Consider the following 14,325-nt stretch of genomic DNA (forward strand, 5'->3'; position numbering starts at 1 on the left):
AACGAACGACCCAACTGTTCACCGACATAGGAGACATACCGTGACATCGGCTGTGACCATTCCCAGGCACGGGGGTACTGGAGGGCCTACGGCCGCTGCCGCGCGGGCCCGGCAGGTCGTCAAGGCGTACGGGGCGGGGGAGACCCGTGTCGTCGCCCTGGACCACGTCGACGTGGACATCGCCCGCGGCCAGTTCACCGCGATCATGGGCCCCTCGGGGTCCGGCAAGTCCACCCTGATGCACTGCCTCGCCGGTCTCGACACCGTGACGAGCGGTCAGATCCACCTGGCCGACACGGAGATCACGGGGCTGAAGGACAAGAAGCTCACCCGGCTGCGCCGGGACCGGATCGGCTTCATCTTCCAGGCCTTCAACCTGCTGCCGACGCTCAACGCGATCGAGAACATCACCCTGCCCATGGACATCGCCGGCCGGAAGCCGGACCAGGAGTGGCTGGACCAGGTGGTGGAGACCGTCGGGCTGGCCGGGCGGCTCAAGCACCGGCCGAGCCAGCTCTCCGGCGGCCAGCAGCAGCGCGTCGCCGTGGCCCGGGCGCTGGCCTCCCGCCCCGAGATCATCTTCGGTGACGAGCCCACCGGAAACCTCGACTCGCGGGCCGGCGCCGAGGTGCTGGGCTTCCTGCGCCGCTCGGTCGACGACCTCGGCCAGACCATCGTGATGGTGACGCACGACCCGGTGGCCGCCGCCTACGCGGACCGGGTGCTGTACCTCGCCGACGGCCGGATCGTCGACGAGATGCACAACCCGACGGCCGACCAGGTCCTGGACCGGATGAAGGACTTCGACGCCCGGGGGCGCACGTCATGACCGTCCTGAGGACCTCCCTGCGCAACTTCTTCGCGCACAAGGGCCGCATGGCGCTGTCCGCGATCGCCGTGCTGCTGTCGGTGGCGTTCGTGTGCGGCACGCTCGTGTTCACCGACACCATGAACACCACCTTCGACAAGCTGTTCGCGGCGACGTCCTCCGATGTGACGGTGAGCGCCAAGGGCGCCTCCGACAGCGGCGAGACCACCTCCCGCAACGGCAGGCCGCCGGTCATGCCGGCCTCCGTGCTCGGCCGGGTCCGCGCGGTCCAGGGCGTGCGGTCGGCCGAGGGGACGGTGTTCTCCACCTCCGTGACCGTGGTGGACGCGGACAAGAACAACCTCTCGCCCTCCAGTGGCGCGCCGACCATCGTCGGCAGCTGGAACGGCAACGACGCCCGCACCATGGAGGTCTCCTCGGGCACGGCGCCCAGGAACTCCGGGCAGGTGATGGTCGACGCCGACACCGCCGACAAGCACCACTTGAAGCTCGGCGACGAGATCGGCGTGATCAGCGCGATCGGCACCCACCGGGCGCGGATCTCCGGCATCGCCGAGTTCACCGTCACCAACCCGGGCGCGGCGATCTTCTACCTCGACACGCGGACCGCGCAGCGCACGCTCGTCGGCCGGACCGGGGTCTACACCAACGTCAACGTCACCGCGGCGCCCGGCGTCAGCGACGCCCAGTTGAAGCGGAACGTGGTCGCCGGCATCGGCTCCGGCTACAAGGTGCAGACGGCCAAGGAGACCGCCGACGCCAACCAGAAGGACGTCCAGAGCTTCATGAACGTCATGAGGTACGCGATGCTCGGCTTCGCCGGGATCGCCTTCCTCGTCGGCATCTTCCTGATCATCAACACCTTCTCCATGCTGGTCGCCCAGCGCACCCGGGAGATCGGCCTGATGCGGGCCATCGGCTCCTCCCGCCGGCAGGTCAACCGCTCGGTGCTCGCCGAGGCGCTGCTGCTCGGCGTGTTCGGCTCGGTGCTCGGCGTCGGGGCGGGCGTGGGCATCGCGGTCGGCCTGATGAAGCTCATGGGCAAGATCGGTATGCATCTGTCCACCGACGACCTGACCGTCGCCTGGACCACCCCGGTCGCGGGCGTGCTGCTCGGCGTCGTCGTCACCGTGCTGGCCGCCTATCTGCCGGCCCGCCGGGCCGGCAAGGTCTCCCCGATGGCCGCGCTGCGCGACGCGCACGCCCCGGCCGACGCGCGGGCCGGCCGGGTGCGCGGACTGATCGGCACGGTGCTGACCCTGGCCGGCGGCGGCTGCCTGTACGCCGCGGCGAGCGCGGACAAGGCCACGCAGGGCTCGCTGTGGCTGGGCCTGGGCATCGTGCTGACGCTGATCGGGTTCGTGGTCGTCGGCCCGCTGCTGGCCGGCGGTGTGGTGCGCGTCCTCGGCGCGGTGCTGCTGCGGGTCTTCGGGCCGGTCGGCCGGATGGCCGAGCGCAACGCGCTGCGCAACCCGCGCCGCACCGGCGCCACCGGCGCCGCGCTGATGATCGGACTGGCGCTGGTCGCCTGTCTGTCGGTGGTCGGCTCCTCCATGGTCGCCTCCGCCACCGACCAGCTCGACAAGACCGTCGGCACCGACTTCATCGTGCGGAACGACCGGGGCCAGCCGATCATCCCGCAGGCGGTGCGCGCGGTGAAGGCGACGCCGGGCCTGGAGCGGGTCACCGAGTACAAGACGCTCGACGCGACCCTGACCACGCCCGACGGCGCCGTCGTCAGGAAGGAGACCATCAACGCCGCCGACCCGACCTACGCGCAGGACCTGCGCACCAAGACGGTCGCGGGCACGCTCGCCGACGCCTACCGGCCCGGCTCCATGTCGGTCCCCGAGGGCTTCGCCGCCAAGCACGGCGTCAAGGTGGGCTCGACGGTCGCCGTCGACTTCGAGGACGGCTCCACCGCGAAGCTCACCGTCCGCGCCATCACCAGTGACGAGGCGGTCATCGACAAGGGCGCCATGTACGCGTCCATCGCGACGGTGGCCAGGTACGTGCCGGCCGACCGGATGCCGCTGGACCTGCTGGTCTTCGCCACGGCCAAGGACGGGCAGCAGGACAGCGCCTACCGGGCCCTGAAGTCGGCGATGCACGACTACCCGCAGTACAAGGTGCGCGACCAGACCGACTACAAGCAGGCCCTGAAGGACCAGATCGGCCAGCTGCTGAACATGATCTACGGCCTGCTGGCGCTGGCGATCGTCGTCGCGATCCTGGGCGTGGTGAACACCCTGGCCCTGTCGGTGGTGGAGCGGACCCGGGAGATCGGCCTGATGCGGGCGATCGGACTGTCCCGGCGGCAGCTGCGCCGCATGATCCGCATGGAGTCGGTCGTCATCGCCCTCTTCGGCGCGCTGCTCGGCCTGGGCCTGGGCATGGGCTGGGGCGCGACCGCCCAGAAGCTGCTCGCCCTGGAGGGCCTGAAGGTCCTGGACATCCCCTGGCCGACCATCGTCGCGGTCTTCGTCGGCTCCGCCTTCGTGGGCCTGTTCGCCGCCCTGGTGCCGGCGTTCCGCGCGGGCCGGATGAACGTGCTCAACGCCATCGCGACCGAGTAGCGGCGGCCACCGGAACCTCCGTGGACGGGGGTCACGGAGGAGCCCGGGGCCGGGAAGTGTCGCCACTTCCCGGCCCCGGGCTCGTACGCGTGGCGCGCGCCGCCCGCGGGGGCAGCCGCCCCGCGCCGGGCCGGCCGTCCGCGGTCGCTCCGTGTCGGCGGGGGCCGGTCGCCGGGCAGTCGCCCCGGTGGGGGCCGGTTGTTCGCAGCCGTCGCGCGCCGGTTGCCGGCAGCGGTGCCGCATCGGGGGCGGGCCGGCCGTTCGCGGTCGCTCCGCCCCGCGCCGGGCCGGCCGTCCGTGGCCGCTCCGTGTCGGCGGGGGCCGGTTGCCGGGCAGTCGCCCCGGCGGGGGCCGGTTGTTCGCAGCCGTCGCGCGCCGGTTGTCGGCAGCGGTGCCGCATCGGGGGCGGGCCGGCCGTTCGCGGTCGCTCCGCGCCGGCGTGCGCTGGTCGTCCATAGCCGCTCCGCGCCGGCGTGCGCTGGTCGTCCATAGCCGCTCCGCGCCGGCCGGGGCCGGTCGTTCGCAGCCGCCCCGCCCCGCCCCGCGCCGGGCCGGGCCGGGCCGGCCGTCCGCGGTCGCTCCGCGGACGGCCCGGCCGGTTGTCCACAGCCCCCGACGGTCTTCTGCCCGCCGTCGTACGCTGGGAGGGACCCCCGGCCCGCAGCGCGAGTCGGGCCCTTCGTGTTGCCCACCCCTGCCCACCTCCGGACGGAAAACCCCCTCCATGAGCCTGCACGGTCTGCTCGACGCCGTCGTCAAGGACCCCGCCCTCGCCGAAGCGGTCGCCGCGGCCGCGGACGGCAACCGCACGCACGTCGACCTGGTCGGCCCCCCGGCGGCCCGCCCCTTCGCGATCGCCGCCCTGGCCCGCGAGGCCGCCCGCCCGGTGCTGGCGGTGACGGCGACCGGACGCGAGGCCGAGGACCTGGCGACGGCCCTGCGCTCGCTGCTGCCGCCCGAGGGCGTCGTGGAGTACCCCTCCTGGGAGACGCTGCCGCACGAGCGGCTCAGCCCCCGCAGCGACACCGTGGGCCGCCGCCTGGCCGTACTGCGCCGCCTCGCCCACCCGAGCGCCGACGACCCGGAGACCGGCCCGGTCTCCGTCGTCGTGGCACCCGTGCGCTCCGTACTCCAGCCGCAGGTCAAGGGCCTGGGCGACCTGGAGCCGGTGTCGCTGCGGACCGGGCAGAGCGCCGACCTCGGCGAGGTCGTGAACGCCCTGGCCGCCGCCGCGTACTCCCGCGTGGAGCTGGTGGAGAAGCGCGGCGAGTTCGCCGTGCGCGGCGGCATCCTCGACGTCTTCCCGCCCACCGAGGAACACCCGGTGCGCGTGGAGTTCTGGGGCGACGACGTGGAGGAGATCCGCTACTTCAAGGTCGCCGACCAGCGCTCCCTGGAGATCGCCGAGCACGGCCTGTGGGCCCCGCCCTGCCGCGAGCTGCTGCTCACCGAGGACGTCCGCGCCCGGGCGCGCGCCCTGGCCGAGCGCCACCCCGAGCTGGGCGAACTCCTCGGGAAGATCGCCGAGGGCATCGCGGTCGAGGGCATGGAGTCCCTCGCCCCCGTCCTGGTCGACGACATGGAGCTGCTGCTCGACGTGCTGCCCAAGGGCGCCATGGCCGTGGTCTGCGACCCGGAGCGGGTGCGCACCCGGGCGGCCGACCTGGTGGCCACCTCCCAGGAGTTCCTCCAGGCGTCCTGGGCGGCCACCGCGGGCGGCGGCGAGGCCCCGATCGATGTGGGCGCCGCCTCCCTGTGGTCGATCGCCGACGTCCGGGAGCGGGCGCGCGAGCTGGACATGATGTGGTGGTCCGTCTCCCCGTTCGCCGCCGACGACACGGCGTACGACGGCGACGACGGCGACGTGCTGAAGCTGGGGATGCACGCCCCCGAGGCCTACCGCGGCGACACCGCCCGGGCGCTGGCCGACACCAAGGGCTGGCTCGCCGACGGCTGGCGCACGGTGTTCGTCACCGAGGGCCACGGCCCGGCCGCCCGTACGGTCGAGGTGCTCGGCAGCGAGGGCATCGCCGCCCGCCTCGACGCCGACCTCGGCGTGCTGTCCCCGTCGGTGGTGCACGTGGCGTGCGGCTGCATCGACCACGGCTTCGTCGACCAGAACCTGAAGCTGGCGGTGCTCACCGAGACCGACCTGACCGGGCAGCGGGCCGCCGGCCGGGACGGCGCCCGGATGCCGGCCCGCCGCCGCAAGACCATCGACCCGCTGACGCTGGAGGCGGGCGACTACGTCGTCCACGAGCAGCACGGCGTGGGCCGCTACATCGAGATGGTGCAGCGCACCGTCCAGGGCGCCACCCGCGAGTACCTGGTGGTGGAGTACGCCCCGGCCAAGCGCGGCCAGCCCGGCGACCGCCTGTACATCCCCACCGACCAGCTGGAGCAGATCACCAAGTACGTCGGCGGCGAGGCGCCCACCCTGCACCGGCTGGGCGGCGCGGACTGGACGAAGACCAAGGCGCGCGCGAAGAAGGCGGTCAAGGAGATCGCCGCCGACCTGATCCGGCTGTACTCGGCCCGTATGGCGGCGCCCGGCCACGCCTTCGGCGCCGACACCCCCTGGCAGCGCGAGCTGGAGGACGCCTTCCCCTACGCGGAGACGCCCGACCAGCTCACCACCATCGCCGAGGTCAAGGAGGACATGGAGAAGTCGGTCCCGATGGACCGGCTGATCTGCGGCGACGTCGGCTACGGCAAGACGGAGATCGCGGTCCGCGCCGCCTTCAAGGCCGTCCAGGACGGCAAGCAGGTCGCGGTCCTGGTGCCCACCACCCTGCTGGTGCAGCAGCACTTCGGGACGTTCTCCGAGCGCTACGCGCAGTTCCCGGTCACCGTGCGGGCCCTGTCCCGCTTCCAGACCGACGCCGAGGCGAAGGCCGTCCTGGACGGCCTGAGGGACGGCACCGTCGACGTGGTCATCGGCACCCACCGCCTGTTCTCCTCGGAGACCAAGTTCAAGGACCTGGGCCTGGTCATCGTCGACGAGGAGCAGCGCTTCGGCGTCGAGCACAAGGAGCAGCTGAAGAAGCTGCGCGCCAACGTCGACGTCCTCACGATGTCCGCGACCCCCATCCCCAGGACCCTGGAGATGGCGGTGACCGGCATCCGGGAGATGTCCACCATCACCACGCCCCCCGAGGAGCGCCACCCGGTCCTCACCTTCGTCGGGCCGTACGAGGAGAAGCAGATCGGTGCGGCCATCCGCCGCGAACTGCTGCGCGAGGGCCAGGTCTTCTACATCCACAACCGGGTGGAGTCGATCGACCGCGCGGCGGCCCGGCTGCGCGAGATCGTCCCGGAGGCCCGGATCGCCACGGCGCACGGGCAGATGTCGGAAGCGGCCCTGGAGCAGGTGGTGGTCGACTTCTGGGAGAAGAAGTTCGACGTCCTGGTCTCCACGACGATCGTCGAGTCCGGCATCGACATCTCCAACGCCAACACGCTGATCGTCGAGCGCGGCGACAACTTCGGCCTCTCCCAGCTGCACCAGCTGCGCGGCCGTGTCGGCCGCGGCCGCGAGCGGGGCTACGCCTACTTCCTGTACCCGCCGGAGAAGCCGCTGACGGAGACCGCCCACGAGCGCCTCGCCACCATCGCCCAGCACACCGAGATGGGCGCGGGCATGTACGTGGCGATGAAGGACCTGGAGATCCGCGGCGCCGGCAACCTGCTGGGCGGCGAGCAGTCCGGCCACATCGCCGGCGTCGGCTTCGACCTGTACGTCCGGATGGTGGGCGAGGCGGTCGCGGACTACCGCAGGCAGCTGGAGACGGGGGAGATCGAGGAGGAGGCGCCGCTCGAGGTCAAGGTCGAGCTGCCCGTCGACGCGCACGTCCCGCACGACTACGCGCCCGGGGAGCGGCTGCGGCTGCAGGCCTACCGGTCCATCGCCGCCGCCAACTCCGAGGACGACATCAAGGCCGTCCGCGAGGAACTCACCGACCGCTACGGCAAGCTGCCCGAGCCGGTGGAGAACCTGCTGCTGGTGGCCGGCCTGCGCATGCTGGCCCGCGCCTGCTCGGTGGGCGAGATCGTCCTGCAGGGCAACAACATCCGCTTCGCCCCGGTGGAGCTGCGCGAGTCCCAGGAGCTGCGCCTCAAGCGCCTGTACCCGGGCACGGTCGTCAAGCCGGCCGCCCACCAGGTGCTCGTCCCCCGGCCCAAGACCGCGAAGATCGGCGGCAAGCCGCTGGTCGGTCGTGAACTGCTGGGCTGGGTCGGCGAGTTCCTGACGTCCGTCCTCGGGTCGTAGCATCCGGCCGCCCCCGGCGGCGCGTTCGCGGGCCACCGGCCGCACTCGTGCGCCGGTGGCCCGCCTCTGTGTGCCGCACATGTTCCCCGCTACCTTGGGCACCGGAACCGGAAAGCGCCCGCGGCGGGCGCGGGGGTGACGCGAGGGGAGGGGCGCACATGAGGCGTCCGAGGGGTGGGGCCGTCGCGGCTGTCGCGGCGATCGGGCTGCTGCTGACCGGCTGCGAGGGCACGGGACTTCCCGCCGACGACGCCCCCTCCGCCGGCTCGGACGGTGCGACGGCGCAGGAGGGCCGCGCGGTGAGCCCGCTGGACAACCCCGACGGCACCCGGCCGGGCCTGGCGGCGATCACCTCGGCCGCGGACCGGGCCAGGGCCCGCGCCCTCATCGGAAAGGTCGCCACCAAGGGCCGCGGCCCCAAGACTGGTTACGACCGGGACGAGTTCGGCTACGCCTGGATGGACAACGCCCCCGGCGGCATCCCCTTCTCGCACAACGGCTGCGACTCGCGCATTATCTCTATGCTTCGCCGGGTGACTGATGCGTGTGCGCAGGTCATGCAGGGAGTGGTGAACTGTGCTTACTGAGAGGCACGTGAGTCACAAGGGAGCGGGGAGCGCCCGCTTCTTCCGCGCGGTGGCGGTGGCGGCGGCTGCCGTGTTCCTCGTTTCGGGGTGCGAGGGCCTCGGTGAAGAAGAATCTTCCACGGGGTCCGGAGCGGCTGCAGCGGACGGACGGGCAGTCAGCCCGCTCAAGAACGCGGACGGTACGAAGCCCGGGCTGGCGCCCGTGACAACCGACGCGGACAAGGCTGCGGCCCGCCGACTCATCGAGGAGCTGTCCACGAAGGGGCGGGGACCGAAGACGGGCTACGGCCGTGACAAGTTCGGCTACGCGTGGATGGATACAGCGGATGGTGTGCCGCTCGCGAGGAATGGTTGTGACACGCGGAACGACTTGCTGAAACTCCATGGACGGAACGTTCGGTTCCGTGCCGGTTCCGGCTGTGTGGTCGTTTCGATGGACCTGTACGACCCTTACACCGGCAAGGACATCGCCTGGAAGAAGGCGAAGGCCACCGAGGTGCAGATAGACCATGTGGTGCCGTTGTCGTACGCCTGGCAGATGGGCGCCGCCCGCTGGGGCAAGGACAAGCGGCAGCGGTTGGCCAACGACGTGCTGAACCTTCTGCCGGTTTCGGGCTCCGCGAACTCCGCCAAGCGTGACGCGGGTCCGGCGTCCTGGCTGCCGCCGAACAAGACGATCCGCTGCTCGTACGCGGTCCGCTTCGCACAGGTGGCCCTCAGATACGACCTCGCTGTGACGACGGCGGACAAGGCGACGATGCTGCAGCAGTGCCAGGACTGACAGAGCCCCGCCGACTTGGGGAAACGTGTTCGATTCAGGACCGCCGGATGCGTACGCTCCATTCCGTGGCTGATCGCATACAGAAGATCGTGACAAGGCTGCCGGGTCTGAAGAGCGTCACCGATGTGTGGAAGTTGGCCGACCGCCGTCTCGTGCGGGGGGACGCTGCCTTCCTCGCGGACCTCGGCATTGCGCTCGCCGGGGCTTACGGCTCTGACGCCGGGCGGATCTGGCAGTACAGGAGCGTCTTCGATCATCTGCTCCGGCTGCTGGCCACCACGCCCGGTCCCGGGAACGTCGCTCAGGCGCTGCGGCTGGTCTCCTCGGCGGAGGCCGCTGACAGGAAGCTGGACCGCTGCACGGCCTCCCTGCTGGCCTCCAGCCACCCGGCAGAGGAACTGGCCGTGGCGTTTACCGGGAACGCCACGGAGGAGCTGCGCGCCTGCCTGGTCCATGAACTGGTGCTCAGGGCGCCGACGTCACGGAGACGCCGGGAATCGCAGGGTGGGCGACGTCGCGGCACTGGAGGCACCATCCGCTCGGATGGCTGCCGTTGGCGCTGTCCGATGTGGAAGGACAGCCGGATCTGCCGAGCTACAGCGCTCGCGGCGGCAGCCACTCGATGCCGTACGGTCCGTCGGCGAACCGTCAGGTGGGGGTCGATGCCGGGGCACACGTGCCGTCGGCCGAGGAGACGACGACCCAAGCCGTTGCCAAGGGCATCAGCGCGGCTGTGGCGAACTGGGCCGAGGAGTCGAACGGCCGGGTCGAGGCACGAGTCTTCGATCTGGCAGCTCTGCTGGATGCCGAGTCGGTCCCGAGCGTGTTGCTGGCGCTGGGGCTGGAGTGTCTGAAGGGTGTGGGGAGGAAGACTGCCTTCTCGGTCGCGGCCTGTCCGCCGGACCAGGCATGGCGGGTGCTCTTCGCCGCCGCGTCCACGGGAGGGGCCTACAACTCCGGCGCTCGCGGTGCCTACGGCCGTCTGGCGGCGTGGCAGTCCCTGGCCGGCCTCTCCGGGGCCGCAGAGGGTGGCCCAGCGGAGGAGGCCGAGGCACGTGCACGGGAGTGCGCCTGGTACGGCTTCGGCGCCGACACCAAGTGGTTCGGGCGCGTGGCCTGGGACATCGGGCTGGCCGCGGTCTGTTCAGAACGCCGACGGCTGGCGGTGCTGGCCGCGACGGACACCGATTGAGCATGACCGGGACCGTGCATCGGCGAAGTCCTGGCCACTTCGCCGATGTCCCTCGCGGCTGTCCGGCAGACGGCACGGAATCCGGACAGCCGCGAGCTGTGGCCGTACCGCACGGGCTACGGAGACGGGACGGCCCGCATCGCACGGCGGAGACTGGTCCGTGCGGCGGTGAGATCGTCTTCCGCCTCACGCAGCCGGCCCTCCAGGGCGGCGATCCGATCCTTGGTCTCTGACAGCTCCTGGTCCAGAGTGGTGTTCCGCTGTTCCAGCTGCTGCACCCGCTCGATCAGCTCATTTCGGTTCACCCCGTCCAGCTCGGCGCCGAGAGACAGCCGGACCCGGTCCCGGAGCCGGTCGCGTTCCTTCTTGAGGTCCTTGATCTCTTCGCGTGCCAGGGCGAGATCTGTCCGAAGGCCGGCAGGGGACACCTGTTGTGCTTTCGGAACGGGGGAGTTCTGACATCCCTGCTCTCGCTGGGTGGTGATGCCGTCCTGAACGGCTTGGTGCACCTGGGACTGGTTGTAGACGAACCACGTGGACACCGCAGCCTCCCGCGCCACCTGAGCGACGGTGACACGCCGTCCCGTACGGAGAAGGTCGTCTACTGCCTCAAGCGCGCGCCTGGTCTTGGCCTCGCTGTCCTTGGCGCGGCTGGCGCGCAGGCGCTCGACCCGTGCGCTCCGGTCATTGACGCCGGAAGTGGCAGGACGTTTCATTCAGGGCTCCGTGTCGTCAGTGCCTGCAGGGGGACGAAGGCCGCTGCGGAACGTACCTTGCGCAGCTCGCGCGAGGCGGATTCGACGGCGGCACGCTCCTCGGCGGGCATCGCCTCGAGCTTCCGCCGCATCTCGTCGGCCGACTTCGAGTAGGCGCAGATCTGGTCGTCGAGATTGCGCACGACCCAGTCGGCGGCCTCCATCGCCAGGGCGGCCTCCTTGTCGGCCCGCAGGTCCGCGATCTGCTGTTCCAGGGCCGGCAGGTAGGAGGGATCGGGCCGGTAGAAGTCGCAGCCGGCGCACTGGAAGCGGATGCGGCAGTGCCCGCCCCCGGCCTTGACGTTGCTCGGTTCGGTGCAGCCGCCGTACGGAACCCCGACACTCTCCACCTCGTAGGCCAGGGAGTCGCTGAAGCCACGGGATGCACCGTGCCGATCGACGGCGAGCGCCGCGACCGTTCGTACGGCTTCCTGCTTCCGGCTGAGGGAGACCTTGTAGTACCCCATGGTGACGTCCAGCGAACGGTGGTCCATGAGTTCCCGAAGGACATCGGGGCGGGTGCCCGCGTCCGCGTGACGCTGGGCGTACGCGTGGCGGAAGCCGTACGGAACGACCTGCGTGCGGTCGTAGGCGAGCGGGGCGCCGTCCTCGCCGAGTCGGTCGTCCACGAGGTCCGGGATCAGCTCGTCGACCCAGTCGCGGAAGATCCTGTTGCAGAACTGCGCGGCGGTCAGATGCCCACGGCGCGGGCGGTTGCGCTGTCCCGGCGAAGGAAACAGCCACTGGGTGCATCCCGGCACGGCCGGCAGCGTGTCGAGCTCCTTCTGCCAGGCTTCGACCACGTGGGCGGTGCTCTCCGAGACCGGCAGCCGGCGGCCGTGCCTTCGCCGCTTGTGGTTGTCGTAGATCAGGGTCGGTTTGCCGTCGACCCGCTCGAGGCAGTCGCGGCGCAGACTGGTGACCTCACCCGGACGTCGGCCGGTGTCGCGGAGGACTGCATAGACCACCTGGTACATCCGCGTGAAGTCGGCGGCCGTCCAGCCGCCGCTCGCGTACGCCGTTGAGGTTCCCAGCAGGTCGAGGTGTGCGTCGAGCTGGGCGATGACGTGCTCGGGGATCGCACGGCCGAGATCGTCCTCGGTCACTTCCACGGCGGCGATGGTGTGGAAGCGGGGGTTGAGGGCGAACCCGCCGGGCACGTGGTCCATCATGCCTGCCTGGCGCGTGTACTCCAGGAACGTGCGCCAGTGCCGGAGCAGGGCCCTGCGGTGGCTGGTCGAGTAGTCGTGGCCGTCCTCGGGACGCTTGGTGATCCGGAACATGTCCACCACGGCGTTCATGTCGGCCATGGTGAGTCGCTCCGGCTCCTCGCCGTGGGGCCTGCTTGTCAGCGCGGAAGAGGCGATGGTGGCCGCGTAGACGGTCTGCCGGAGATCCAGGACGGTCGGGCGTGCCGTGCGGCCGTACTCCTTGACCAGTTCCCGCAGCCATCGTTGCTTCACCAAGCGGAAGTCGATGTCGCCGTGGACAGCGACGTACTTGCGGCCACGTCCGGCAGTCAGTCCGACCAGGGCGCATTCCCACACGTCGCCCGAGGTCGGGTCGACCCCCTCGAACTCGATGCGGGCACGGCGGACATGCAGGAGAACACCGTTCAGAACACCAGCAGTTGAAGCCGGAAGCCCGGCGGGGAAGGAGGCGTCCAGGTCGAGGAGCGAGGCGAGACCGGCGGGGAGACCGGCCACGATGCGGCGTACTCGCTGGGGGACCAGACTGATCCCGGCTTCGTCACGCTGCTGAAGCCCGTACAGGATCTCCTGGCGAACCGCCGGGCTCACCCCGGCGAGCGAAAACTGGGAGACGCCTGGCATCGCCCCGTTTGCCGAGGTGTTTGGTCTGCGCCGGGATGGAATCGGGGTGTGCGTGGTGTCGAAGTCTGCGGGGTTTCCCTGGAGATAGCGGGCTTTCCGGCAGGCGTCGCAGCGGGACCCGTTGCTCGCCACATGGGTGGTACAGGCAGCCACGGAGCAGACGAACACGCTGGTCATCGGGTTGCCGGGAACGGCAGTGAACAGTGCCTGGCCGGGGTCCCATTCCCCTGCGCGCCAGCCCGAGGGGAGACGTGCCGCGAGCCACGACGACCACTCCGACCCGGTGTGGACGGGAAGATCTGCAGATGAGCGAAGGAGTGCATGGGTCATCGCGTTACCTCCGGCGTGAGGCTGTCGACGGCTGCGCGGAGATCCTCATCCTGGGCGTGCAGGTACACGGCGGTACTCGCCGAGGAGGCGTGGCCCAGGAGGGTCTGCACGACGTCCGGGGCGACTCCGTTGCGGATCCAGCGGGTGGCGGCCGTGTGCCGCATCATGTGCGGTCGGGCAGTCAGGCCACAGCGCCTCCCGATGCGTTCGATCACCTGCTTGGCGTTGGAGTACGACAAAGGGCGTCCCGCGTGGACGCCGACGAGATTGACGAAGACGTAGTCGCACTTGTCGGAGCCGGCCACTTGCTCCCGTTCGGCGAGATGCTCGCGGTATCGGTGCACCACTTCCGGCGTGAGCGGAACCATGCGATGACGCCCGGCTTTGGCCCGTGCCCCGTTGGCGTTGTCCTGCCGGGGCCTGACGTGCAGGTGTGCGCCGCCGGTCCGACAGCCGAGGTGGGTGGAGTCGGGCAGCAGATGCATGTCCTCACGCCGCAGCCCGAGGGCTTCACCGATACGGAGGCCCGCCTCCACCAGGACGGTCAGCAGAAGCCGGTCACGCGCGGTGCGAGCGGCATTGAGGATCTGGTCCATCTGAGCGCCGGCGAGAGTCTGTGGGGACCGCTCGATCTCTGGTGCCTTCAGGACACGGGCTTTGACCATCAGATGCTGGCCACCCTCGCCAGGGTCGAAGCCGGCTGGCGCATGGGTGAGGAAGCGCGGCTCGCTGAGACGCGCGGCGACCTCGTGATCCACATGGCCCTGGACAGCGCAGAAGCGGAGGAACTCGCACACCGCGGTGAGCGTGGCGTTGACCGTCTTGCCGGCCGGAGGCCGCCCGTGCCGTGTCGGCGTCCGCTCGACGTGGAACTTGAACAGACTCATGTCCGCGAGCCGGACGGTCCTCCAGCCGGTGCCCCGCTCCGCACACCAGTTGAGGAAGCGACCGATTCTGGGGATGTACGCGCGCTGCGTCTGTGGTGATCGACCGGCTCCGCGCAGGTACAGGGAGAACTCGCGGGCTTCGGGATGAGGCACGTACGTCTCCTCGTCGACCAGGAGCCAGGTGATCTCGCCGGTGGTAGGTGAGACGGCCTTCTCTGTACGTAAAGTCACGGCATCTGCTTCCTGTCTCCGGTGTCTCATGTGCCTCATGGCATGACGGATAACA

The 14,325-nt window shown here is 70.7% G+C and carries 7 protein-coding genes and 2 pseudogenes; 6 read left to right on the forward strand and 3 right to left on the reverse strand.

Features of this window, described 5'->3' with window-relative positions:
* Positions 1–40: 40 nt before the first annotated feature.
* The 6 genes and pseudogenes from ACI2LW_RS21400 (at position 41) to ACI2LW_RS21425 (ending at position 10,235) form a co-directional block, all read left to right on the forward strand.
* The gene (locus ACI2LW_RS21400; RefSeq protein ID WP_404732791.1) at positions 41–829 is read left to right on the forward strand and encodes an ABC transporter ATP-binding protein; all 789 of its coding nucleotides are present in this window, start codon (positions 41–43) and stop codon (positions 827–829) included.
* Positions 826–3,405, forward strand: a complete 2,580-nt coding sequence (locus ACI2LW_RS21405; protein WP_404732792.1) for an ABC transporter permease — start codon at positions 826–828, stop codon at positions 3,403–3,405. Before ACI2LW_RS21400 ends, ACI2LW_RS21405 begins: the two co-directional genes overlap by 4 nt.
* Before the next feature lie 724 nt (positions 3,406–4,129).
* On the forward strand, positions 4,130–7,675 hold the full coding sequence (mfd, locus tag ACI2LW_RS21410; protein WP_404732793.1) for a transcription-repair coupling factor: 3,546 nt from the start codon (positions 4,130–4,132) through the stop codon (positions 7,673–7,675).
* A 158-nt stretch (positions 7,676–7,833) separates the two neighbouring features.
* Positions 7,834–8,187 (forward strand): annotated as a pseudogene (locus ACI2LW_RS21415) (HNH endonuclease); the annotation flags it as partial.
* A gap of 130 nt (positions 8,188–8,317) precedes the next feature.
* A complete protein-coding gene (locus ACI2LW_RS21420) occupies positions 8,318–9,043 on the forward strand; it encodes an HNH endonuclease family protein (protein WP_404732846.1) in 726 nt (241 codons plus the stop codon).
* A gap of 47 nt (positions 9,044–9,090) precedes the next feature.
* Positions 9,091–10,235 (forward strand): annotated as a pseudogene (locus ACI2LW_RS21425) (DUF6183 family protein).
* 116 nt (positions 10,236–10,351) lie between these two features.
* Here the strand turns inward: ACI2LW_RS21425 and ACI2LW_RS21430 are convergent.
* The 3 genes from ACI2LW_RS21430 to ACI2LW_RS21440 form a co-directional block, all read right to left on the reverse strand.
* Positions 10,352–10,951, reverse strand: a complete 600-nt coding sequence (locus ACI2LW_RS21430) for a DUF6262 family protein (RefSeq protein ID WP_391311209.1) — start codon at positions 10,949–10,951, stop codon at positions 10,352–10,354.
* Positions 10,948–12,789: a tyrosine-type recombinase/integrase gene (locus tag ACI2LW_RS21435; protein ID WP_404732794.1), complete on the reverse strand. Its 1,842-nt coding sequence runs from the start codon at positions 12,787–12,789 to the stop codon at positions 10,948–10,950. The genes ACI2LW_RS21430 and ACI2LW_RS21435 overlap by 4 nt, the downstream gene beginning before the upstream one ends.
* Positions 12,790–13,148: 359 nt before the next feature.
* Positions 13,149–14,270: a tyrosine-type recombinase/integrase gene (locus tag ACI2LW_RS21440; protein ID WP_391311207.1), complete on the reverse strand. Its 1,122-nt coding sequence runs from the start codon at positions 14,268–14,270 to the stop codon at positions 13,149–13,151.
* Positions 14,271–14,325 lie beyond the last annotated feature (55 nt).

This window comes from Streptomyces sp. NPDC004065, assembly GCF_044903565.1.
GTDB lineage: Bacteria > Actinomycetota > Actinomycetes > Streptomycetales > Streptomycetaceae > Streptomyces.

Bases quoted from the DNA above. Each gene is read 5' to 3' on its own strand.
- ACI2LW_RS21405 (WP_404732792.1), top strand. From the start codon at position 826: ATGACCGTCCTGAGGACCTCCCTGCGCAACTTCTTCGCGCACAAGGGC.
- ACI2LW_RS21430 (WP_391311209.1), bottom strand. From the start codon at position 10,951: ATGAAACGTCCTGCCACTTCCGGCGTCAATGACCGGAGCGCACGGGTC.
- mfd (WP_404732793.1), top strand. From the start codon at position 4,130: ATGAGCCTGCACGGTCTGCTCGACGCCGTCGTCAAGGACCCCGCCCTC.